Origin of the sequence: Chthonomonas sp. (assembly GCA_016788115.1) — a bacterium.
In the GTDB taxonomy this organism is placed as follows: Bacteria; Armatimonadota; Fimbriimonadia; order Fimbriimonadales; family Fimbriimonadaceae; genus UBA2391.
Genome location: JAEURR010000009.1, coordinates 105498 through 126000, shown reverse-complemented (window position 1 = coordinate 126000; position 20503 = coordinate 105498). Strand labels below are relative to the sequence as shown.

The 20503-nt window shown below is 59.0% G+C and carries 21 protein-coding genes; 5 read left to right on the top strand and 16 right to left on the bottom strand.

Features of this window, described 5'->3' with window-relative positions; genetic code table 11:
* Positions 1-2: 2 nt before the first annotated feature.
* The gene (gene gcvPB / locus JNM85_11355; protein MBL8088652.1) at positions 3-1496 is read left to right on the top strand and encodes an aminomethyl-transferring glycine dehydrogenase subunit GcvPB; all 1494 of its coding nucleotides are present in this window, start codon (positions 3-5) and stop codon (positions 1494-1496) included.
* A 77-nt stretch (positions 1497-1573) separates the two neighbouring features.
* A complete protein-coding gene (locus JNM85_11350; GenBank protein MBL8088651.1) occupies positions 1574-2719 on the top strand; it encodes a 2-isopropylmalate synthase in 1146 nt (381 codons plus the stop codon).
* A gap of 58 nt (positions 2720-2777) precedes the next feature.
* Here JNM85_11350 and JNM85_11345 read toward each other — a convergent pair whose 3' ends face one another.
* The 12 genes from JNM85_11345 to JNM85_11290 all read right to left on the bottom strand — a co-directional run bounded on the left by JNM85_11345 (position 2778) and on the right by JNM85_11290 (position 14013).
* Positions 2778-4100, bottom strand: coding sequence for a 2-oxo acid dehydrogenase subunit E2 (locus JNM85_11345; GenBank protein ID MBL8088650.1), 1323 nt, complete (start codon positions 4098-4100; stop codon positions 2778-2780).
* 24 nt (positions 4101-4124) lie between these two features.
* Positions 4125-4745, bottom strand: a complete 621-nt coding sequence (locus JNM85_11340; protein MBL8088649.1) for a GNAT family N-acetyltransferase — start codon at positions 4743-4745, stop codon at positions 4125-4127.
* A complete protein-coding gene (locus tag JNM85_11335; protein ID MBL8088648.1) occupies positions 4742-5641 on the bottom strand; it encodes a phenylalanine 4-monooxygenase in 900 nt (299 codons plus the stop codon). Before JNM85_11335 ends, JNM85_11340 begins: the two co-directional genes overlap by 4 nt.
* Before the next feature lie 61 nt (positions 5642-5702).
* Entirely contained in the window at positions 5703-6071 is a 369-nt protein-coding gene (locus JNM85_11330) for a hypothetical protein (GenBank protein ID MBL8088647.1), read from the bottom strand.
* A gap of 139 nt (positions 6072-6210) precedes the next feature.
* Positions 6211-6504: a hypothetical protein gene (locus JNM85_11325; protein MBL8088646.1), complete on the bottom strand. Its 294-nt coding sequence runs from the start codon at positions 6502-6504 to the stop codon at positions 6211-6213.
* Positions 6505-6567: 63 nt separating this feature from the next.
* Positions 6568-7422 (bottom strand): prepilin-type N-terminal cleavage/methylation domain-containing protein, encoded by an 855-nt coding sequence (locus JNM85_11320; protein ID MBL8088645.1) that lies wholly within the window; start codon positions 7420-7422, stop codon positions 6568-6570.
* Positions 7419-9536 carry a DUF3459 domain-containing protein gene (locus tag JNM85_11315; GenBank protein MBL8088644.1) on the bottom strand — a complete coding sequence of 706 codons (2118 nt, stop codon included), beginning with the start codon at positions 9534-9536 and terminating at the stop codon, positions 7419-7421. Before JNM85_11315 ends, JNM85_11320 begins: the two co-directional genes overlap by 4 nt.
* Positions 9533-10561 carry a LacI family DNA-binding transcriptional regulator gene (locus tag JNM85_11310; protein MBL8088643.1) on the bottom strand — a complete coding sequence of 343 codons (1029 nt, stop codon included), beginning with the start codon at positions 10559-10561 and terminating at the stop codon, positions 9533-9535. The genes JNM85_11315 and JNM85_11310 overlap by 4 nt, the downstream gene beginning before the upstream one ends.
* 188 nt (positions 10562-10749) lie before the next feature.
* Positions 10750-11154 carry a response regulator gene (locus tag JNM85_11305; GenBank protein ID MBL8088642.1) on the bottom strand — a complete coding sequence of 135 codons (405 nt, stop codon included), beginning with the start codon at positions 11152-11154 and terminating at the stop codon, positions 10750-10752.
* Positions 11155-11254: 100 nt separating this feature from the next.
* Positions 11255-11611 (bottom strand): response regulator, encoded by a 357-nt coding sequence (locus JNM85_11300; GenBank protein MBL8088641.1) that lies wholly within the window; start codon positions 11609-11611, stop codon positions 11255-11257.
* 56 nt (positions 11612-11667) lie between these two features.
* On the bottom strand, positions 11668-11961 hold the full coding sequence (locus JNM85_11295; GenBank protein MBL8088640.1) for a zinc ribbon domain-containing protein: 294 nt from the start codon (positions 11959-11961) through the stop codon (positions 11668-11670).
* A 3-nt stretch (positions 11962-11964) separates the two neighbouring features.
* Complete coding sequence (locus JNM85_11290; GenBank protein MBL8088639.1) at positions 11965-14013, bottom strand: PQQ-binding-like beta-propeller repeat protein; 2049 nt, start codon at positions 14011-14013, stop codon at positions 11965-11967.
* Positions 14014-14326: 313 nt separating this feature from the next.
* On the opposite strand from JNM85_11290, the gene JNM85_11285 reads away from it, so the two are divergent.
* On the top strand, positions 14327-16543 hold the full coding sequence (locus JNM85_11285; protein MBL8088638.1) for an ABC transporter ATP-binding protein: 2217 nt from the start codon (positions 14327-14329) through the stop codon (positions 16541-16543).
* Positions 16543-17016, top strand: coding sequence for a DUF1854 domain-containing protein (locus JNM85_11280; GenBank protein ID MBL8088637.1), 474 nt, complete (start codon positions 16543-16545; stop codon positions 17014-17016). The genes JNM85_11285 and JNM85_11280 overlap by 1 nt, the downstream gene beginning before the upstream one ends.
* Before the next feature lie 9 nt (positions 17017-17025).
* On the opposite strand, the gene JNM85_11275 is transcribed toward JNM85_11280, so the two are convergent.
* From JNM85_11275 to kdsB, 4 genes are read right to left on the bottom strand one after another with little or no spacing between them, the layout of a single operon-like run.
* A complete protein-coding gene (locus JNM85_11275; GenBank protein MBL8088636.1) occupies positions 17026-17532 on the bottom strand; it encodes a hypothetical protein in 507 nt (168 codons plus the stop codon).
* A gap of 12 nt (positions 17533-17544) precedes the next feature.
* Positions 17545-18438, bottom strand: a complete 894-nt coding sequence (locus JNM85_11270; protein ID MBL8088635.1) for an acetylxylan esterase — start codon at positions 18436-18438, stop codon at positions 17545-17547.
* On the bottom strand, positions 18435-18674 hold the full coding sequence (locus JNM85_11265) for an NIL domain-containing protein (protein ID MBL8088634.1): 240 nt from the start codon (positions 18672-18674) through the stop codon (positions 18435-18437). Before JNM85_11265 ends, JNM85_11270 begins: the two co-directional genes overlap by 4 nt.
* 12 nt (positions 18675-18686) lie before the next feature.
* Complete coding sequence (kdsB, locus tag JNM85_11260; GenBank protein ID MBL8088633.1) at positions 18687-19424, bottom strand: 3-deoxy-manno-octulosonate cytidylyltransferase; 738 nt, start codon at positions 19422-19424, stop codon at positions 18687-18689.
* A gap of 114 nt (positions 19425-19538) precedes the next feature.
* Here kdsB and JNM85_11255 point away from each other — a divergent pair, with 114 nt between their 5' ends.
* Positions 19539-20498 (top strand): beta-lactamase family protein, encoded by a 960-nt coding sequence (locus JNM85_11255; GenBank protein MBL8088632.1) that lies wholly within the window; start codon positions 19539-19541, stop codon positions 20496-20498.
* The last annotated feature ends 5 nt before the right edge of the window (positions 20499-20503 follow it).

The following is a 20503-nucleotide window of genomic DNA, read 5'->3' as shown; positions in this document are numbered from 1 at the left end:
CCATGCCAACCAAGAAGGTTCAACAACCTCAGCTCATCTTCGATAAGTCGTCCCCAGGTCGCATCGGCTGCAACCTCCCGGTCGCCGATACGCCCGAGGTCGATCTTTCGGCCGCCCTTGGCGATCTGCGCCGCGAACTTCAACTCCCTGAGCTTGGTGAACTCGACGTGGTCCGCCACTTTACCAATCTGAGCCACCTCAATTACGGCATCGACACCGGCTTTTACCCTCTGGGTTCGTGCTCCATGAAGTACAACCCGCGCATCAACGAGCGGACCGCAGGCATCCCCGGATTCACCCACATCCACCCGATGCAGCCGCCCGCGACTGTGCCGGGAGCCCTGGAAGTCCTCGCTCAGACGCAAGAGATCTTGTGCCAGGTCACCGGCTTCGACGAGATCACGCTGCAGCCGCTTGCGGGGGCGCACGGTGAACTCACGTGCCTCATGCTCATCAAGGCATTTCACGCGGAGAACGGTGAAGGCGACCAGCGTACGGTCGTTCTCGTGCCGGACTCGGCCCACGGGACCAACCCGGCCTCCGCCGCGATCTGCGGATACTCGGTCAAGACCGTCCCAACGGATACCGACGGAGGGTGCGACCTGAACGCGTTGCGCGCAGCGCTCGGTCCTGACGTCGCGGCTTTCATGGTCACCAACCCATCCACACTTGGACTGTTTGAGACCAACATTCGCGAGATCTGCGACATGGTGCACGCGGTCGGGGGTCAGGTGTTCTGCGACGGTGCGAACATGAACGCCATGGTCGGCACGACTCGCCCAGGCGATCACGGCTTCGACTGCATGCACCTAAACCTCCACAAGACGTTTTCCACCCCGCATGGTGGCGGCGGCCCTGGCTGCGGAGCGATCGGCCTGAAGTCGCATCTCGAGCCGTACTTGCCGGTGCCGGTGGTAAGACGTTCTCGCGCTTCAGGTTCGGTGGAGCTTGACTACACGCGCCCCCACAGCATCGGCCGGGTCTCAGCGTACTTCGGTCAGTTCCTCATGGAAGTGCGTGCGCTCACCTACCTACTGGCCTTTGGACGAGAGCACATGGCCGACATCTCGCGCCATGCAGTGCTTAACGCGAACTACATCAAGGCACGCCTCAAGGATGTCCTGCCCGCAGCTCACGATCGCCCGTGCATGCACGAGTGCGTGTTGACCGCCGAGAAGTACAAGCGAGAGTACGGAGTGCGTGCACTAGACATCTCCAAGCGGCTCATCGACTATGGATTCCACCCCCCGACGAACTACTTCCCTCTCATCGTGCCCGAGGCGCTGATGATCGAGCCAACCGAAACCGAGTGCAAAGAGACCCTCGATCAGTTCTGCGATGCGGTGATTGCCATCTGCGAAGAGGCCCGCACGAACCCGCAGCTCCTTCACGATGCACCGACGACTCAGATTGTCGGACGGCTGGATGAGGCAGCGGCGGTGAAGAACCTCGATGTACGCTTCCGCAGCGCCGAACCGTCGAAGCTGAACGTCTAATCCCATACGAGCAACCCGGCGTTATTGCCGAGTTGCTCGTATAATGATCTAGTTACGTTCCAGGGAGATTCCTCAGTATGTCCAACCGGCTTTTGGTTTTCGATACGACTCTCCGCGACGGTGAGCAGAGCCCGGGCGTCCGCCTGAGCAACGAGCAGAAGCTCGAGATCGCGCACCAGCTTGCGGCCTTGGGTGTGGACATTATCGAAGCCGGTTTCCCCGTCAGTTCGCCTGGCGATTTTGAAGCGGTCAACATGCTTGCGCGCGAGCTCAAAGGTGTGACCGTCTGCGCCCTCACGCGCGCCAAGGAGAACGACATCGATGTCGCCGCCGAGGCGCTCAAGCCCGCAGCCAGTCGGCGGATTCACACGGGTCTTGGCGTCAGCGACAATCACCTTGAGCACAAGCTCAAGATGACCCGCGCGCAGGCACTCGAAGTCGGCGTCCGGGCCGTGCGCCACGCTCGCCAGTACACGGATAACATCGAGTACTTCATGGAGGATTCGGGTCGAGCCGATCCGGATTACGTTTACAAGGTCGTGGAGTCGATCATCGATGCCGGAGCGACCACCATCAACGTCCCCGACACGACCGGGTACACCTACCCTTCCGAGTACTACCGGCTGATCAAGGGGATCATCGACAATGTGCCGAACGTAGACAAAGCCGTCTTGAGCTGCCATTGCCACAACGACCTAGGGATGGCGACCGCAAACACCCTCGCGGGTGTGATGGCCGGTGCACGTCAGGTTGAAGTCACCGTAAACGGCATCGGCGAGCGCGCTGGCAACACCGCCCTCGAAGAGGTCATCATGGCGCTGTACATTCGGAAGGACCTGTTCGGGATCGAATCAGGGATCGACACGACAAAGCTGGTCCCCGTTTCAAGCCTCGTTTGCCGCCATACCGGCATGGTGATCCAGCGCAACAAGGCGGTTGTGGGAGCGAACGCCTATGCCCATAGCAGCGGCATCCACCAAGATGGCGTGCTCAAGGAACGTTCGACGTACGAGATCATCGATCCCGTGCTCGTGGGCGCGGCAAAGACGGAGATCATCCTCACCGCGAGGAGCGGACGCCACGGACTGAAACATCGGCTGCATGAGCTCGGCTACGACTTCCCAACCGACCGGTTCGAGACGATCTACACGCGGTTCTTGGCGGTCGCAGACACCAAGTCGGAAGTCGACGACGAAGACCTACGAGCCCTCATCGCGGGCTAGAACACACAAAGGCGGGGTGGCATCAGACCGATGCCACCCCGCCTTGTCCCGTACGAGCTTATTTGTAGAAGTCGAACGTCTCCAATCGCTTCTTCACGCTCTGAAGGAATCGACCTGCGAGCATGCCGTCGATCAATCGGTGGTCGTACGTCAGCACCAGGTTCATGATCGACCGAATGCCGATCATGCCGTCCACCACCGCCGGCACTTGCTTGATCGTGTAGGTACCCAGGATCGCCGCTTGTGGGGCGTTGATCATGGGGGTCCCCAACATCGCGCCGTAGCTGCCGGGGTTGGTCAGCGTGAAGGTGCCTCCCTGGACATCTGCGACACCGAGCGCGTTCGAACGGGCCTTGGCCGCAATCGCCTCCAGATCCTTGGCAATCTCGATCAGCGTCTTAGAATTCGCATCGCGGATGACTGGAACGATGAGTCCCTGGTCGCCCTTTGCACCCAGCGAAACGGCCACGCCCATGTGGACGTTCTTAGACATCACGATGTTTCCGTCCTGCAGCGAGGCGTTCACGAGTGGAAATTCAATCAACGCCTCGGTGATCGCTTTGATGAAGAACGGAGTGTAGGTGAGCTTAACTCCAAACTGCTCGACGAAGCTGTCCTTGTTGCGCTCACGGAACTTGACCATGTTCGTCACGTCCACCTCGGTGAGCGTACTAACGGTTGGGACTTGGCTACTGCGCACCATCGCGTCGGCGATCATTTTGCGCATCCCCACCAGCGGGATGATCTCTTGACCCTCGCCCGCAACCACAGCCGCAGACTCGGTCTTCGGTGCGGCGGCGGGAACTGGGGCTGGGGTTACCGCTGCAGGAGCGGCGGGCGCTGGCGCAGGCGCCTCTCCGCCCAGGTACGCTTCCAAATCTTTCTTCGTGACGCGGCCACCCGTACCGGTTCCGGCGATGGTTGCCAATTGTCCCTCCGAGAGCCCGTGACCCTTGGCGATGCTTCGCACAACTGGCGAATACCACCGTCGCTCGCCATCGCTGGCGGCTGCAGGCTCGCTTGAGGGAACCGGCGGCTCGGACGCACCCGGCGCGCTCGCAAACTGCGAGGTCGTATTCGGCGGAGCGAACGACTTCTTGGGTTCGGGCGCGGCCGGAGCGGCTGGCGTGGCGGCAGCGGCGGAGCCATCATCGATGAGCCCCATCGCTTTGAAAACTTCGACCTGACCACCCTCGGGGATCAGAATCTTGACGAGTACGCCGGAAGCCGGAGCCTGGAGTTCAGTGTTGACCTTATCGGTCATGATCTCGACCACGGGCTCGTCTTCCTTGACGTAGTCGCCTTCGGCTTTGAGCCACCGGCTGACAGTTCCTTCGTGAACAGATTCGCCCAGCTCGGGCATCAAGATTTCAACTGGCATAGTTAATCCCTATTCTAGCCCTTTCTACGATGTTCCTTCGAGGTCCCGCGGCTTTTCGGGTGGAAGCCGATCTAGCAGGCGCAGCTTCACATCAGGCCACTCGGTATCCACGATGCTGAACATCGCAGTATCGCGCACGTATCCGTTGATCTGTATCCCGTGTTTGCGCAGAGTTCCCTCGTACATCGCTCCCAGCTTGCGGATTGCAGCTTGGCTGTGCTGATTCCTCGCATCGGTCTTCAATTGCACGCGGATCGCCCCTGCGACCTCAAACGCGTGGCGCAACATCAGGAACTTGGCTTCTGGGTTCACGTGGGTGCCCCGCCAAGGCTCGGCAATCCAGGTCAACCCGATCTCTAGCCCCTTGCTCGCGGCGCGAATCTCCATGAAGGCAGACTCTCCAATGAGCCTGCCGCTGTCCCGGTCAACCATGACAAGCGAGACCGCATCATGCAGCGCAAGGCGCTTCTGAATGTACTCGCGATACGCCTCGATGTCCCACCGCAATGGCGCAACGGCGACGTAGTACTGATACGTCTCGGCGGTGGACGCGGCGAAGAGCTCGTTCGCATCCTCTACTGCCAACGGGCGTAGGATGATCGAGGGACCGACCAGTTCCACCGGTCTGATCCAAGGATCACTCACTGGCCGCCATCCAAGAAACTCTGGATGTCCGCCTCCTCCAGCAATGGCTCCCCGGGGGCGACGTTGTCCAGCCGTCCGTCCTTCATCCATCGCTCAAGCTCGCCGACCATGTCAAACAGACTGTCAAACGAGTCAACGATGAACAGCAGCGGCTGATAGTGGTCAATCTCGAAACCCTGGTTTATGATCCACTCTAGCTGAGCTGGGTAGCGCTGTACGTCCGGCGATTCTATGCTGTATTCCAACTCCCCATGCGAGGACAGGAGTCCGCTGCCATACGCTTTGAGCGCGCCCGACTGGCGATCGCGCATCAGTCCGAATTCCACGGTGAACCAGAAGAACCGCGCCATCGCCTTGATGATGCTGCTCAACCTGCGGACTCTTTCGTGCCCGTCGGAAATCCCCCGACCCATCTCCGCGGCCAAATGTGCGCAATCACCGAACCGAACGAGGGTGTCCGCAAACGCACGATCGGTATGCATGGGGACGTGGCCTGCGATGTCGTGGAAGATATCTGGCTCGGGCAAATAGTCGAGTCGATCGCCGCGCCGGATCGTGATGGTCGTCGGGAACTCCCGATTGCGGAGGCAATCGAAGAACAAGAATGCCGGGACGTAACCACTGACTGCCTTAGCCCGAAATCCGGTGAGCGGGTTCAGGAACTGGTTTACATCCTCAAGCTTGGGCACGCGCGTCGGATCCAAGCACAGGTTCTCAATGCCCTTGAGAAAGTGCTCGTTGGCATACGTCTGCCAGTGCTGGGTCATGCGCTCGTACAGGGCGCGCCAGACTTCGTGATTCTCCTCGGAATACAGCTCGTACGGTTGCTCGATGTAGAGGTTGCCGTCCTTGCGAGCCTGCTCAATGAACGGAGCTTCCGTCGTCGTTAAGCCAATGAATGATACGGGTTGAGCCACACTGCTCCTCCAATGTTCTGTATAAGAACATTGTAACGGATCAGATGCGGGACTCGTTGTGGATCAGCCGATTGAAGAGGAACGAGATGACGAGGAAGAGCACGAGCAAGCCAGCGGGAACGATGAGTGCAGCGTTGTAGGCCAGCTCGCTCTTGCCGCCGATCATGCCCAGATTCTTGACCATCTTATCGTTGGCGTACTTGAAGTACGGCCAGCCGATGTAGCATCCGATGAGAAGGGGTGCGAAGGAAACGTACTTGACCAAAGGGTTGCCGCCGTCTCGCTCTTTGCTGATGCCAAACCCGAAAATCGCGACTGCGAGGAAGCAGGGGATGGCGACCATGAGCGCAAGCTCACCCGCTTGAGTTTTGCCCGGCTCGGCGAAAAGGTTTAGAAAAATCGGCAACATAAGTGGTCTCTCCTCGTACTCTTGCTGGTCACTGTACCGCAGGGCACACCAGGGGTTCAATGGACCCAAGCATCGCAATTATGATGCCAAACGGAGGTTTGCGCCGACCCCCAGAGTCGGGAGTCGACGCAAAGCGATCTTAACGTTGACCAGGAGCCGCCGTCGAAGCGCCCGCTGGGGCAGCCTCACGCAGCTTAGCCTTGTAATCAGTCTTTTGCTGATCGGTGATGGGCAGGTTGTCCACGGCGATGTCCTTCTGCTCAAGCGTCAGCACCGTGTCGTTCTTGATCATCTGGAAGCGCTCTTCAGCAGGCAATGCCTGAATCTGAGCATTGACGTCTTCCGCCGGATTGGCATCCTTTGCGCATCCTGCTACGCCCAAGACGGATCCGAGCAGAATGGTACCGACGAGAATCGAGAATAGTTTTTGCAAGTGTTCCTCCAGCAAGGCGAGCCGTCCACTCAGGCAATCCAGCGTGGACGGCTTAGGTAAGGATTATCGAACGGACTCGTGGCCCCAGTCGAAGCCCCAAGCCTTGACGTCGATGCGCTTGGTCCCACCCTCGGCGGAAGCCTTCGCAAAGGTCTCCTTGTTGCCCGGGTGCATGCGCGAGTACTTGTAGTACTGAGCGTGGCCATCGAGGTGGTTCACGTTCGAGCCCTGGCTGAAGTAGCCCTTGAAGTCGGTACCCCAGTATCGAGCGGTAAGGCTAGTGGGAGTTGCACCGTAGTCGCAGGTTCCATCCACGCAGCCGCCCGGCCACATGGTACCGATGCTCGGGAAGCCGATCCACATAGCGGCCTTCGCCTGGTCCGTGATCTTGCTCGCAGTCATCGACATGCCGAGATCGACACCACCGCTGCAGCCAGGGAGGGCGCCCGACCAGTCTTGTCGCATGGAGTCGTTCCAAGCGTAGTCAAGCGGCGGATAGATATCGTCGTACAGGTTTGCAGCACCGCGAGTCGATGCTGGGAGTCCAATACACGGATCGTTCGGAGCCGTGACGTAGTTACCATAGGGGTTGCGGCCCTGCTTCTGCTGGACCGAACCGACCTTGTACGGAGAAGTCGGATTCTTGAAGATGTCCTTGTTCTTCGTATAAGGCAGCAACTTTGTGGCGATGGCATAGAAGTCCGGCCACTTGTACTGCGGCAACGTATCGTCCTGGTCACCGGCATACATGATGCTGGCGGTTGCAATCTGGCGGACGTTGGACAGGTCTTGCGTCTTCTTGGCCGCGACCTTCGCCTGGGCGAACACCGGGAACAGAATGGCAGCAAGGATCGCGATAATCGCGATAACGACGAGAAGTTCAATGAGCGTAAAGCCCAGTCTTCGTTGACGATTCATTGAGGAGCCTCCATTGAATGATTGCTGTGATCGAAATGATAGATAGAAACTGTTTCTGGGTATGCGCGACGGTTCAGCACGACGGCGGCGCTTCTGGGTGCAAGCCGGATGGTCAACGATCTGCTCTGCGAGGTGACCGCTTGGCTGCCAAGCACGTCCGCACCTTTTCCGAAGTTATTTACTTTGACTACGGCAGTTTGCGGCGAGTTCGCGCGGTTGATTGCGATCACCGCTCGCTGCGCGCCGAGCGTGCGTCCGAACGCTGCCACATCCGTGCTGTTCGAAGTCTCAAGCGCGACCGGATCGCCCTCCACCAAGATCGGGTGGCGATGTCGCAGGGCGATCAGCTTGCGGTAGTGGGCAAACATGTCGTTGCCGTCGTTCGCGAGGTCCCATCGCATAGGACGGCGATTGTCTGGGTCGTGCGCACCTTCCATGCCCAGCTCTTCGCCGTAGTACACACTCGGCGCGCCCGGCCACGTGAACTGAACCACCGCGGCTAGCTTCTGCGCAGACCGGTCGTTTCCCGCCTCATGAATGAACCGAGGCGTATCATGCGTGCTGAGGAAATTGAGTTGGTTACGGCTGACCTGCGGAGCATACAGGCCATAAACCTGCATGAGCTGGAACGTGAACTCTTTGGCAGTCATGGTCTTCTTTGCCAGGAAGTCGCGGACCGCATATTGGAACGGGTAGTTCATGCTCGCATCCCACTGGTCACCCTGCAGCCACTGGTTGGCGTCGGACCAAACCTCGCCCACAATCCAAGCATCCGGATCGATCGTCTTCACGCGCTGGCGAAACTCACGCCAAAACCACTGCGGCACTTCGTTGGCGACGTCCAGCCTCCAGCCGCTGAGTTGAGCGTGCTCATGCCAGAAGTTGACCGAATCGAGCAAGTACTTCTTGAGCTCCGGATTCGCCAAGTTCACCTTTGGCATAGACTCTACGTTGTACCAACCCAGGTAGGGCGGGTTCTTTCGGACCTCGACGGGCCATTCGTTCACGAAGAAATAATCCTTAAACTTCGAGGCCTGCTGGTTCTTGAGAAGGTCAACAAACGGCGGAAACGTGGTCCCGACGTGATCAAAGATCTGGTCAAGTACCACTCGGATACCGTTGCTCTGCATCGCCCGAGTCAGCCTGCCGAACTCTTGGTTGGTCCCAAACTCCGGATCGACTTGGTAGAAGTCAACCGGGTCGTACCGATGGTAGGCCGGGGCCTTCATGATCGGGTTGATGTAAACGCCATTGACGCCCAGCTTCTTGAGGTGGTCGAGTCGCTTCTCGATTCCGACCGCATCGCCACCGAACCGGGTCAGGTACGTCGGCATCGCCGACCAAGGCGACACTTCCGCAGGATCGTTCTTCGCATCGCCGTTCTCAAATCGATCAGGAAAAATCTGATAGAAGATCGTCTTCTCAACCCAGTTGGGGACTCTCGGACCGACATACGAAGTCGCAGTAACCTGGAAGTCCTTCCCGCCCATGGTCACCGCACGCCGGGTCGCTCCATCGGTGATCACGAAGCGATAGCTTAAGGGCGACTTGCCGTCCCAAGGCATCGCGTACTCGTACCGCTCCCGCAACTCGTTCGAATCGATGACCCGCATTGGCGCGGTCTCAGCCTTCCCGCCGCGCGTCACTTTCGCCTCAACTCTCTGGGCGTCGTTGCTTCGGACGTCCACCCGGAGTGAAAGTCGCCCACGGTCGAAGTTGATCATGGGGGACGCTTGGGCGTGGCGAATTGCAGTCTCGGTCAGGACCCCATCGCCTCGCTTGGCTGGCGTGCCGTACCCCTCCGGCGCGAGAAGCAACACAGAGTTCACGTGACCGCCGCCGTCGGTCTCGGTCTTCGCGTTCGGATCAGTGATCCAATCGGTGCCGTTGAGAACAAACTTGTACAGGTGCTTACCGACATCAAGCGTCACGTCCGTGCGCCATGTCCGACCATCAGGATCGACCGTCATCGGGTTGGTTCCGTAGCTCCAACCGTTAAACGTGCCCGCCACGTGGACCGTCTTGACGCCAGCACTCGGAGCCGTGAATACGAATTCATGCTTCACTTGAGCGCTAAGGAGTGCGGTAATCGCTGAGGCGAGCGCAAGGGTCATAGCATTGCGACCTCAGGACGCCTGAGTGAGGATCCGCGGACCTTGAGTTCGGTCGGAACGATCTTGCGGCGATCTTCCCCATCAGCCGAATCTTCGATGATTCGCAGGAGTCGACCGCACGATTGGCGGACGATCTCGGGAATGTTCAGGCTGACAGACGTCAGACCACCCGGAATCAGGTGACAGATATTGGTGTCGTTGAAGCTCACCAGCCCGAGCCGAGCCGGAATCGCGAGGCCAAGTTCGCGCGCAGCGTCTGCCACCGCCATGGCCATGAAGTCATCCAGAACCACCAGAGCATCGGGCGAGAACGGGTCGCGCAGTGCGTTGATCGCGCTACGGCGGGTGGCCTCGAAGCCAAATTCGCTATGGTAGACCTTGGCAGGCAGGTTTGATGCCTTGAGCACCTGAGCGTATCCGTCCAATCGGTCCCGGCTGACGGTCAAGCTCTCCGGGCCGGACAGAAAGGCAATGCGCTTGAATCCCTGCTCGACGAGGTGGCTGGTAGCAATGACACCGGCCCGCACGTTATCGTTGTCGACCGAGTGCATCGCTTCTACGTCGCCCGGGTTGCCGATCAAAACGAACGGGAATTCATCGCGCTGGAGGCGAGCAATTCTATCGTCCTTCGGCTCGCTTTCGACCAAGATCAGGCCGTCCACGCGGCGGGTGCGGAGCATTTCGTCGTAAATGTACTCTTGTCGCAGGGCGCTCGCAGCGATGTCCACGCAGAGGTGGTACGGGGTGCTGGACAGATAGCCCAGAATTTCGGCACTAAGAATTGAAAAGAACGGATCGCCCTGAAGATCGCGCGCTTCGCGCCGCATTACGAGGCCAATAAGGTGGGTGCGCTGCTGGCGCAGTGAGCGAGCTCTCGCATCAGGACTGTAGTTGTTGTCCCGCATGGCACCCAGCACGCGATCGCGAATGTCGGATTCGACGCGCACGTCCCCGCCGACCACACGCGACACCGTCGCCTGTGAAACTCCCGCAATCCTTGCGATGTCTTGTTGTGTAATCCTCATCGATTCACCCGTTCCGCCTGCGGCATCGCTGACGGAGAGAATACGTATTCTCATCTCATCTTATCACACGAAATGTGGGTCGAGTCAAGAATATTCAGACATTTTCTGATGGCAGCAAAAAACATGCCAGCCGTTCCGCAGGGGATCGGCTGGCTGCTTGTTGAAGATTGTTCTTGAACGTATCGGGTCTAGAGATCGTAGCGTTTGGGGCCACCGGTGTCGCCGGTCGTGGTTGCAATGCGCTTTACGAACGACACGAGTTCCATCGGGTTGAACGGCTTGGTGAGGTACATGTCAGCGCCGTAGTGATAGCCCTCGAACACGTCCTTGTCCTGAGCCTTGGCCGTCAACATAATTACGGGCAAACTCTCGGTTGCGGGGTCTCGCCGCAGGTTCTTCAGAACTTCAAAACCATCCATGTAGGGCATCATCACGTCCAAAACGACGAGGTCAGGCTTCTCAGCCCGAATCTTCTCGAGTCCGTCTTTTCCGTCAAATGCCGTGATGACTTGATAGCCTTGCTTTTCCAGGTTCACCTGGATCAATCGCACAATATGGCGTTCGTCGTCACACACCAATACTCTAAGGGCCATTGCGTCTCCTACGCTCCAATTGGGTCGTCGCGTTATCCTACCCGATGCAGGGGGGCCTGTCAAAGGGCCAACAGTTGGACGGGAAATTGATACGCGATGTTCACGCCAGCGACACGTAATGCGCCAACTCGTACGGCTCGAACGGCTTTGGCAAATAAACGAACGCTCCGAGGTCGTACCCGCGCTGCATTGCGTCGTCTTCCACACGCGCCGAGACCACGATGATCGGGAGGTGCGCGGTCGCCGGATCGCTCTTGAGGCGCTGCAGGAGATCAAAGCCATCGACCATTTCAAGCATGACGTCCATGACGATCACTCCGGGTGCCTCATCGCGGATTCGGCTCAAGGGGTGCGGCTCGTGCGCCACCAACACGGTCTCATGGCCGCTGGAGTGCAGATTCGTTTGAATCAGTCGTCCAATGCTGGAGTCGTCTTCACAGATGAGAACCTTCTTCATGCCACCCTCCTTCTATCAGACGAGTACGCAAGCGAAAGGTTCGAAAGGTCCCGCAATTATGGAGCGCCGCTATCATCTCGCTTGATCACGTCCGCGCCGTCTCCCGCAATCCGCTCCCACACGCCGCTCTCCGACCGCCGAAACGTCGTGAAGCCTCGTTTGGCCGCCTTGTCGAAGTCGGTTTTCGCCGATCTCATTGAGATCTCCGCTCGACTGATGACTCGCTTGACCTCCAGCCCACACCAAGGGCAGAGCGCGAGCGCATCTTCGCTGGCACTCTGAAGGATCTCAATCCGCCCTTCGCACATCAGGCACTGCCGACCCACCGGCTCATATTCGTAGATAGGCATAGGCTAACTTGGGAAGGCGTAACACTCGACCACATTCGAGTAAGTCGCAGCGAAAAGCAACTTCTCATTCATCGCCGGAGAACTCAGGAAGTGTCCGGGCGCGAGACGCAACTGATCGACTAACTGACCCTGATCCAGGTCGATAAGGTTCAAAGTCGAATCGACACTTCCGATCGCCGCGTACTTCGAATTCAACGCGGGGGAGCTGTCGTAGACCGTCAGTCCGACCTTGCACATCCATCGCTCCTCGCCGGTCGCACGATCGACCGCCCGCACTTGGCCGGTGTCCCCAAGGCAACCCGCGACGATCAACCCGCGTTTGGCGTCAACCGCTGGGCCGCTGTAACCGAACTTGTCTCCGTCCGCCGTCGCAGTCCACACGGTCTTCCCCGTGCCTAACTCCAGACAAAAGAGACTATTGCTGTTGGCGACCCCCAGCACATGCCTTCCATCGACCACAACCGAACCGATGGCGGGCGAATAGGCGAAGCTCTTCTCCGTCGCGGGCACCCGCCACAGCAGCTTGCCCGTGTGCTGGTCCAGCGCATACACACACTTGTCCCACGCACCAAAAACGATCTTGCCATCCGCTGCGCGAAGCATCGACTGGACAAAGGCCGTGTCGCTCTTGGGTAAGTCGTATCGCCACACTTCCCTGCCCGATGCAATCTCCAGTGCCCGAACTGAGCCATCGCCGGAAGCCAAAACTACCAGGTCACCGGCAACTACGGACGTCGCATACACTGGACCACCCGTCTTGGCCGACCAGCGCATATGTCCATTCGACCGCTTCACACAAGTCAACGACCCATCCGAGCGGCCGACGAACACATCGTTTGGGCTCAACACCGGCGAAGAGTGCGCGTAGCCCAAGCCCTTTGCCTCCCACACTTGATTGCCCGTTTCGGCTTCCATTGCAACTAGCGATCCGCCCATTGTGCTGACGTAGAGTCGATCGTCCAGCACCAGGTGCGACATGACACCTCCGGAGAGCTTGACCTTCCATTTCGCACCCAGAATCCCCTCACGCTCCAGCGGGAAATCGCTGATCGACCACCGACTCGTATCGCCCTTGCGGATGGTGAGACGCTGCTGTCCTCGAGTGGGTGGCATCGCGAGCCCTGAATCCGCCGGGAATGGAGTCCATTTAGACTGGTTCCAGCGGTAATGGGTCGGACGATTGCTGGCCTTTGTGCGAACGCGCATCACCTCACCGTCTTGCCCGATCACTGGCCAGAACGGCCTCTTGGCTCGCTCCGGAGCGAGCTTGATCTCCCGCACCAGCGTCATGGTGGGCGTCTCGTTCGTCCGGCGGAATAGCCGTATCATCGATGCCGCATGGTCGATCTCTACCCGCTGATAGGACCCTTGATACAGCCCTTTGTTCATGGTGCAGGCGATGCCGTCACAATCCCAATCGAGGTCACTATGCCCGTGGCCCGTCAGAATGAGCTTTACGTTGAGCTCGTCAAGCACGTCTAGCAGCTCCGCCTCATTGTCGATCATGATCGAGTCGCGCCCGACCCAGTGGTGGGTCGCGAGGATGATGGGAGTACCTGGCTCAACTTTCTCGAGTTCGCCGCGCAGCCACACAAGCTGCTTGGCCTCGAAGTGACCGTAATGCGAAAGTGGGACAGTGCTATCGAGCAGCGCGATGGCGACTCCCTCGTGAAAGATGACGCGCGTCGGGGGACCCAACGGCTCAGAAAACGCCTTCATAGCGAGCGGTGACCAGCGCACGTCGTGGTTCCCGGGGATCTCGTAGATTGGGAAAGACACCTCTTTCTTGAGCGCAGTGTAGTTCTCGTACTCACCGGCCCAACCGTAATCGGTGATATCGCCGCCGTTGATGGCGAACGACTGTGGCGCTGTCGCCATCTCGCGCAGCATCGCCCGGTTCTCTTCGATGTTCCGGTTCAAACTCACGTGCGTATCGCTGAAGTAGTGGAATCCGAAACTGCTCGGGCTGCGGCGTGCAAAACCCAATGTCGGGAGCACCGCCAGGGAAAACCCTGCGCCCAGTACTTCGCGACGACTTGGCCAAAAGCTCATAAATTTCAGCTTACACCCTCGGTGAGTGTTGAAATCGAGACCATGACTGAGGCAGAATGTGCGGATAGGACCCCGATAGGGACAGGGCGATACGCGCCCTAGGTGATCTGAATGATCATGAACCGATTACGCTGACACCACAACCACATTAGACACCGCGAAACTCGTGGACCTCCAACTTGGGAGGCGCATCGTGTCTATCTATGTCAGCCCCTAATCTATCTCTGCAGCTTTCTGGGCCGCGCTATCTCTGGCGGTTGATTGTTGCACCCGTCTTTGTGGACGCGCGCGTCCACCTTCATAAAGGAATTGCATGGAACTCTCAACAGAAAATAGTAAGGAACCTGAACAACGTTCCGCCGTCCTCGATGTCCTCGCAGAGCGCCTCATTGAGCTTGACGCGGACTTCGATGCCGACGGCAACTTTGGTCACCGAACCCTAGTCGTCACGGCGCTGGGCGTTTCGGTATTGGGCAGCGACGGTACCCAGCTTGAGCGGATCGACATGGCGGACATCGCCAGCGCACGGAACGAACCCCTCGTGGGTGGCGGTCGGTTGGAAGTCAAAACGAAGCTCGGGCAGATCCTCCCCATCATCACCTATTCGAACTCGCTGGCAGCTCGGTTCAGCGAGGCTGCGCGTGGTATCGAGCAACTTGCACAGGGCGAGCCGCTTCTCATAAACCTCAAGCGGGAACGCACTCGTTGCGCCAAGTGCAACCGGCTTCTGCCAGAAAAGGACGGCGTGTGCCCGAGCTGCGTGAACCGCGGTCGGACGATGCTCCGCGTCGCCCAGTTTATGAAGCCGTACAAGAAGCAGGCCGTGGGGTTGGCCCTGCTGTCTTTCGGCACGACAATCGTGAACTTGGGACCACCCAAGATCCAAGGCGCACTGATTGACGAAGTCTTCCGTACCCACCGGAACCTGCCGTTCCTGTATCAGATGGTCGGGATATGGCTACTCGTGGTCATCGCGGGCAACGTCATCAACATCACCCGCGACCGTCTGAATGCAAAGCTTGCCGGATGCATCGCGGCAGACATTCGAGCGACGGTCTACCGCGCGATCGAGTTCTTGCAGATCACGTTCTTTGACAAGAAGCAAGTCGGAGCGATCGCTAGCCGCGTCACGAGTGACACCGACCGCGTGTGGGGATTCCTCGTGGAGGGTATGCCCTACTTTCTCCTGAATGGCCTCACGCTCATCGGCGTGTCAGTATTCCTGCTGAGCACGAACCTGACCTTGGGTCTTGCGATCCTTGCGCCCGTCCCCGTCATCATCCTGATCGGTGTGATCTTTTGGCGGCCGATGTCGCAGATGTTCCACCGCGTCGGCCAAAAGTGGGCCCGGTTCTATGTCCACCTGAATGAGTCGCTCCAGGGGATCCGAGTCGTCAAGGCGTTTGCGAAGGAGGATCGGGAGTACTCCAAGTTCCAACAGCGCAACAATGAGCTTCGCGACGCGGGCGTGCGGGCCGATACGCGGTGGTTTACGATCTTCGGCGCGATGATGTTCTGCACCGGCCTTGGCAAGATCATCTGCTGGACAGTCGGCGGCTACATGGTGTACGCGCAGAAGCTCACGCTGGGCCAATTCTGGTCATCCGTCGCGTATCTCGAGCTCGTCTACGGTCCGATCCAGTGGTTCGCAGCGGTCAACAACTGGTTCAGCCGGGCGATGGCTGGCGCAGACCGGATCTTCGAGGTCATCGACATGGAACGGGAGAGTTACCGGCATGAGGTCGCGCGCCAGTACATAGAGGGCGAAGTCCAGTTCCAGAACGTCCGGTTCGGATACGACAAGTCGAATCCTGTGCTCAAGGGGATCACGTTCACCGCCAAGCCGGGTGAAATGATCGGCCTCGTTGGAAAGAGCGGCGCAGGCAAGTCCACCACGATCAACCTGATCTGCCGATTCTACGAACCCGACTCCGGGTCGATCCTGATTGACGGCAAGGACTACCGGGAGTTTGCGCTCCAAGATCTACGCGAGCAGATCGGTATCGTCTTGCAAGAGCCGTTCCTGTTCAACGGGACCATCGCGGAGAACATCGCTTACGGCAAGGCCGGAGCGAGCCTCGACGAGATTATTGAAGCCGCGCGCGCAGCCAACGCGCATAGCTTCATCCTCGCGAAGGCCGATGGCTACGACACGATGGTAGGCGAACGAGGTTCAAAGCTATCCGGAGGCGAGCGTCAGCGCGTGAGCATCGCGCGTGCGATTCTCCACAATCCTCGCATCCTCATCTTGGATGAGGCGACAAGCAGCGTGGACGTCGAAACCGAGAAACAAATCCAAGAGGCAATCACGCACTTGGTGGCCGGGCGAACAACCTTCGCCATCGCCCACCGTCTCTCGACGCTGCGCAACGCGGATCGTCTGGTTGTGCTCGAACGCGGTGAAATTGCCGAGATCGGCACCCACGAGGAGCTCATGGAAAGGAAAGGGGTCTTCTACAACCTAGTGCAGACCCAATCCGCGGTTCAAGAAATCCTTGGCCTTGCTTACAGTGAAACGGAGGGCGCGTAATGAAACAACCAAAGACCCTGAATCTCTTCTACCATCCCGAGGATCGACTCCGGCTCACCATTGAAGACCGGAGTTACCCTACGGTCAAGCCCGTATGGGCGTCTCCCCTGACGCATCCGAACCGGTTCTTGGCCATGCTCGACGGCAAGGACCAGGAGATCGCGACCGTGGCCGATCCAGAATCGCTGACTCCCGAATCGCTCGCGGCAGTGCGGGAAGAGCTCCGCCGGCGCTACTTGACGGCGACGATTTACCGGGTCGTCGATGCCAAGGGCGAATGGGGAGCGACTTACTGGACGGTAGAAACCGACCGCGGAGTACGCGAGTTCATCACGCAAAGCCTCCAGGAGAACGTGCAATGGCTGGAAGAGAACCACCTCCTGCTCACCGACGTGGACGGCAACAAGTTCGAGTTACCCGACGTGTCGAAGATGGACGAGCGCAGCCGCACAATCATTGCTGGGATCCTCTAAGGGTCCCAGCTACTTCGCCACTTTCTTCTTTTCGGGGACCAGCGTCCAAACGGACTTCTTCGCATCCCACGTCAGCCGGTATTTCACGACATCGTTGGTCGGGCGCAGGCACTTCTGGCCGTCGCACGCTTGGTAGCTGATCTCAATCGTAACGTCCGACGGCCTCTTATCCTTGCGCAGGGTGATTGGAGTTCTGAAGATCACCTCGTCAGTGAAGAGAGGCAACTCCTTGCCGACTGTGCCGTCGTACTCCAAGCTCGCTTCCGAGGCAGCCGACTTGCCCAGCTTCAGGCTCGGAGCTTTCACGACGAACGAAGTCGGATAAGGCACGTCCGGGCTGGACTCCATGCCGTAGATGTGCCAACCGCGGGCAATCTCACCGCGAACGTACAGGTGGAGCACATTGGCGTCTTTCTTGTCCGGCTGCAGCGCCGCCATCCAGGTGATGACCTTCTCAGTCTGGGCGGCGGCCATGCTTGCGAGCAATGCAGCGATGCAAATCGATAGGGTTCGCATGCGCTTAGGATACTAGAGATGCGCTAAAAGCCAATCTCGGTTGTTGCCGATCATCTCCGGGTGCCAGTCGTGCCCCCAATCGTAAATTACGTGACGATGCTCACCGGGCAGTGCTGCCACGATGGCCTCGACCGTCTCCGGACGTACCGAGGGATCCTTGAGCCCCGCCGAGACGAGCGTGGGGACTTTGCATCGCGACGCCTGGTGTACCGTGTCGAAGTAGCTAAGGGTGTGCCGAACTTTTTCGGGCCCGAGCGGTTCCCTTTCCATGAAGTCGACAAGTTCCTTCAGCGGATACCGGTACGCGTTGCGACCAAGCGCGGTCGTCATTGACCCCAAGAACGGCATGTCGGCCGCGACCGCTTTGATCACCGGCGAATGTGCACCTGCCCAGATGGCGAGCCCAGCGCCTTGGCTCATTCCCATCGCCGCAACTTTGTCCTCATCCGTCTCGATCTGAGCCTGAAGCACACGCGCTCCAACCATCACGTGCTGGACGAGCGTCTTGAACACAAAAGTCTGGGGCGAGCCTGCTCCCTCGGCGAAGTAACCCCGCGCGGGAACGTATTTCTCCTGGTGAAAGGCGTCTTCTCCATGAAGGTTGAAGCTGAGCGACGTGAACCCCTCGCGCGTGCCGTATGAGTTCGGTAACAGCGACTCGCGCCCATACGGCGGAATCCAAACGAATCCGGGGAGGCGACGCGCCCCCTCGGGGTAAGCAAACCATCCCGAAATGCGGCGGTTTCCTACACTTGTGAACTCAAGACGCTCGACGACGAAACCATCGAGCGGAAAGTCCTTGCGCAGAGAGCGATGATAGTCCAGCCGCACACTTTGGGCTTCGTGCGCGACCTCAGCCCAGAACTCGTCAAAGTCCTCGGGCATGGTCGAGAAGAGTTGACTCATGCACCGACGGCGCGCTGCTGGGCTTCGATGTGCAGCCCGGTAGTCATCAGCCATGCGGTCGCGCGATGGATCTCCTCAATCGGACCGGTCAACTGCACATGAACCCAACCGTAGTCGGTGTCCACATTCGCCTTCACGATGTTCACCTGGACGCGGAACTCCTGGCCGAGCTGCCACAGCCAAGGTCGGCTAACAGCTTCTTGACGCGCAGTGATGGTGAGATCGACGGTATTCATGTGCTCGTTATTTTAGCCCGAACGGCGACGTCGCCCGGCGAGGATCTTCCGCACTTCTGCCGCTTGCTCGGGCGTGTCGATCGCTAACTCGCTTGCGGCCCCCTCGGACATCATGATTCGGACGCCATTCTCAAGGAACCGCAATTGCTCCAAGCCCTCCGCAAACTCAAGTGGGGAAACGGGCCACGCCGCGAACGACTGAAGCGCCAGCTTACGATACGCATAAATGCCCACGTGCTTCTTGACTTCGAGGGGGCGCGGATTCCTGGCGAAGGGTATGGCGTGGCGACTGAAGTACAGAGCGAACCCATTCTGATCGGTAACGACCTTCACCACTGCTGGGTTGTCCACGTCTTGGTGCGCGCACCGGGTGTAGATGCTCCCCATGGCGATGGTGGCATCCCGCAAAAGCGGTTGTGCGCACGTCTTGATAGTCTCGGGACTGATCAATGGCTCGTCACCTTGAACGTTGACGTACACCTCCGCATGGACCGCGTGAGAAACTTCCGCAAGTCGGTCAGTGCCGCTCGGATGATCGGCCCGGGTGCGAATCGCCTCGGCTCCGAAATTTGCGCAAGCCTTAAGAATCGCGTCGTCGGGTGTTGCGACGACCACGCGCTCGGCCACTCCGCTTGACATGGCCGCCTCCCAGACCCACTGGACCATCGGCTTGCCCTGCAGGTCCACGAGGGGCTTCCCGGGAAATCGAGTCGAGTCCATCCGACTCGGAATGACGATACAGCAGTCCATCTAGCCGTAAGACTACACTTTCCGGCACGACCGTGCGTCTGAAATGTGATGTTCAAGAAGATTTGCGTGGTCACCGTAGCCACTTGCCTAGTATTGATCTCCCATGGACAATCTTTGCGCGAAGACGTACAGAGTTATCTGGACGACATTATCCAGACTCGCCAAGCCCCGGGCGTCGTCGTCGCCATCGCCAAAGACGGAAAACCGCTTCTGTCGGCCACCGCGGGTGTCGCCGATGTCTCGACGCGCAAGCCGATGACCAGAGAAACCCCGTTCGCCCTTGGCGAGTTGTCGTTTATGTTCGCATCGACTGCAGCGCTGGCTGCCGTCGATCAAGGACGGATGAAGCTCGACGCCCCTTTGGAGTTTGCGTCGCCGCTCACCCTTCGCAACGTGCTCTCGAGGTCCTGCGGCGTGGACGATTTCTTCGCTGATGAGACCTATCTGGAGCCTGACGCAAACTTCGATTCGATCTGGAAGGCTGTGCGGCCCAAGTCTCTGGTTCCCAAGGATGAGACCAGCTCGACCAACGGGCTCCTGCTCACCGAAGCACTTAGGCGCGGCAGCAATCGCACTTTTGAGGACGCCGTGAGGACCCTCGTGCTGAAACCGCTGGGCATGAACAGCGCAGCTTATGGGAAGCGCGACGGTAATGCACGAGGCTACGAAGCAAGCTCGTCAGGATTCACTCCCGTCGAACCGCACCTCAGCGCGTACTACCCCTTCGCTGGATATCACCTCTCCGCTACCGCCGACGATCTTCTGAAGTTCGACGCGGCCATTGTGAAGCAGAGTCTGCTGAAAGTCGCGACGTGGAAGATCGCTTGCCGTCCCGTGTCGCTCAACGGCGTGCTCACCGCATCGGGACTGGGCCTCACGGTCTACACCGACGAGGACGGTACTACGCTCGGAAGCGAAGGCGGATCCGATGCCGGCGTCACTTGTTTCTACCGTCGCATGCCGAGCGGGCTTGGTATCGTGGTGATGGCCAACGCCGCCGACCTTGACGTTCAGACTATCGCGCAAGACCTCGATCAGCTGGTGATCAATGCGTTGGAAGTCGACGGAGGTTAGACCGG

Coding starts and splice junctions, on each gene's coding strand:
- gcvPB (MBL8088652.1), top strand. CDS start 3: ATGCCAACCAAGAAGGTTCAACAACCTCAGCTCATCTTCGATAAGTCG.
- JNM85_11350 (MBL8088651.1), top strand. CDS start 1,574: ATGTCCAACCGGCTTTTGGTTTTCGATACGACTCTCCGCGACGGTGAG.
- JNM85_11345 (MBL8088650.1), bottom strand. CDS start 4,100: ATGCCAGTTGAAATCTTGATGCCCGAGCTGGGCGAATCTGTTCACGAA.
- JNM85_11330 (MBL8088647.1), bottom strand. CDS start 6,071: ATGTTGCCGATTTTTCTAAACCTTTTCGCCGAGCCGGGCAAAACTCAA.
- JNM85_11320 (MBL8088645.1), bottom strand. CDS start 7,422: ATGAATCGTCAACGAAGACTGGGCTTTACGCTCATTGAACTTCTCGTC.
- JNM85_11315 (MBL8088644.1), bottom strand. CDS start 9,536: ATGACCCTTGCGCTCGCCTCAGCGATTACCGCACTCCTTAGCGCTCAA.
- JNM85_11310 (MBL8088643.1), bottom strand. CDS start 10,561: ATGAGGATTACACAACAAGACATCGCAAGGATTGCGGGAGTTTCACAG.
- JNM85_11305 (MBL8088642.1), bottom strand. CDS start 11,154: ATGGCCCTTAGAGTATTGGTGTGTGACGACGAACGCCATATTGTGCGA.
- JNM85_11300 (MBL8088641.1), bottom strand. CDS start 11,611: ATGAAGAAGGTTCTCATCTGTGAAGACGACTCCAGCATTGGACGACTG.
- JNM85_11295 (MBL8088640.1), bottom strand. CDS start 11,961: ATGCCTATCTACGAATATGAGCCGGTGGGTCGGCAGTGCCTGATGTGC.
- JNM85_11290 (MBL8088639.1), bottom strand. CDS start 14,013: ATGAGCTTTTGGCCAAGTCGTCGCGAAGTACTGGGCGCAGGGTTTTCC.
- JNM85_11285 (MBL8088638.1), top strand. CDS start 14,327: ATGGAACTCTCAACAGAAAATAGTAAGGAACCTGAACAACGTTCCGCC.
- JNM85_11280 (MBL8088637.1), top strand. CDS start 16,543: ATGAAACAACCAAAGACCCTGAATCTCTTCTACCATCCCGAGGATCGA.
- JNM85_11275 (MBL8088636.1), bottom strand. CDS start 17,532: ATGCGAACCCTATCGATTTGCATCGCTGCATTGCTCGCAAGCATGGCC.
- JNM85_11270 (MBL8088635.1), bottom strand. CDS start 18,438: ATGAGTCAACTCTTCTCGACCATGCCCGAGGACTTTGACGAGTTCTGG.
- JNM85_11265 (MBL8088634.1), bottom strand. CDS start 18,674: ATGAATACCGTCGATCTCACCATCACTGCGCGTCAAGAAGCTGTTAGC.
- kdsB (MBL8088633.1), bottom strand. CDS start 19,424: ATGGACTGCTGTATCGTCATTCCGAGTCGGATGGACTCGACTCGATTT.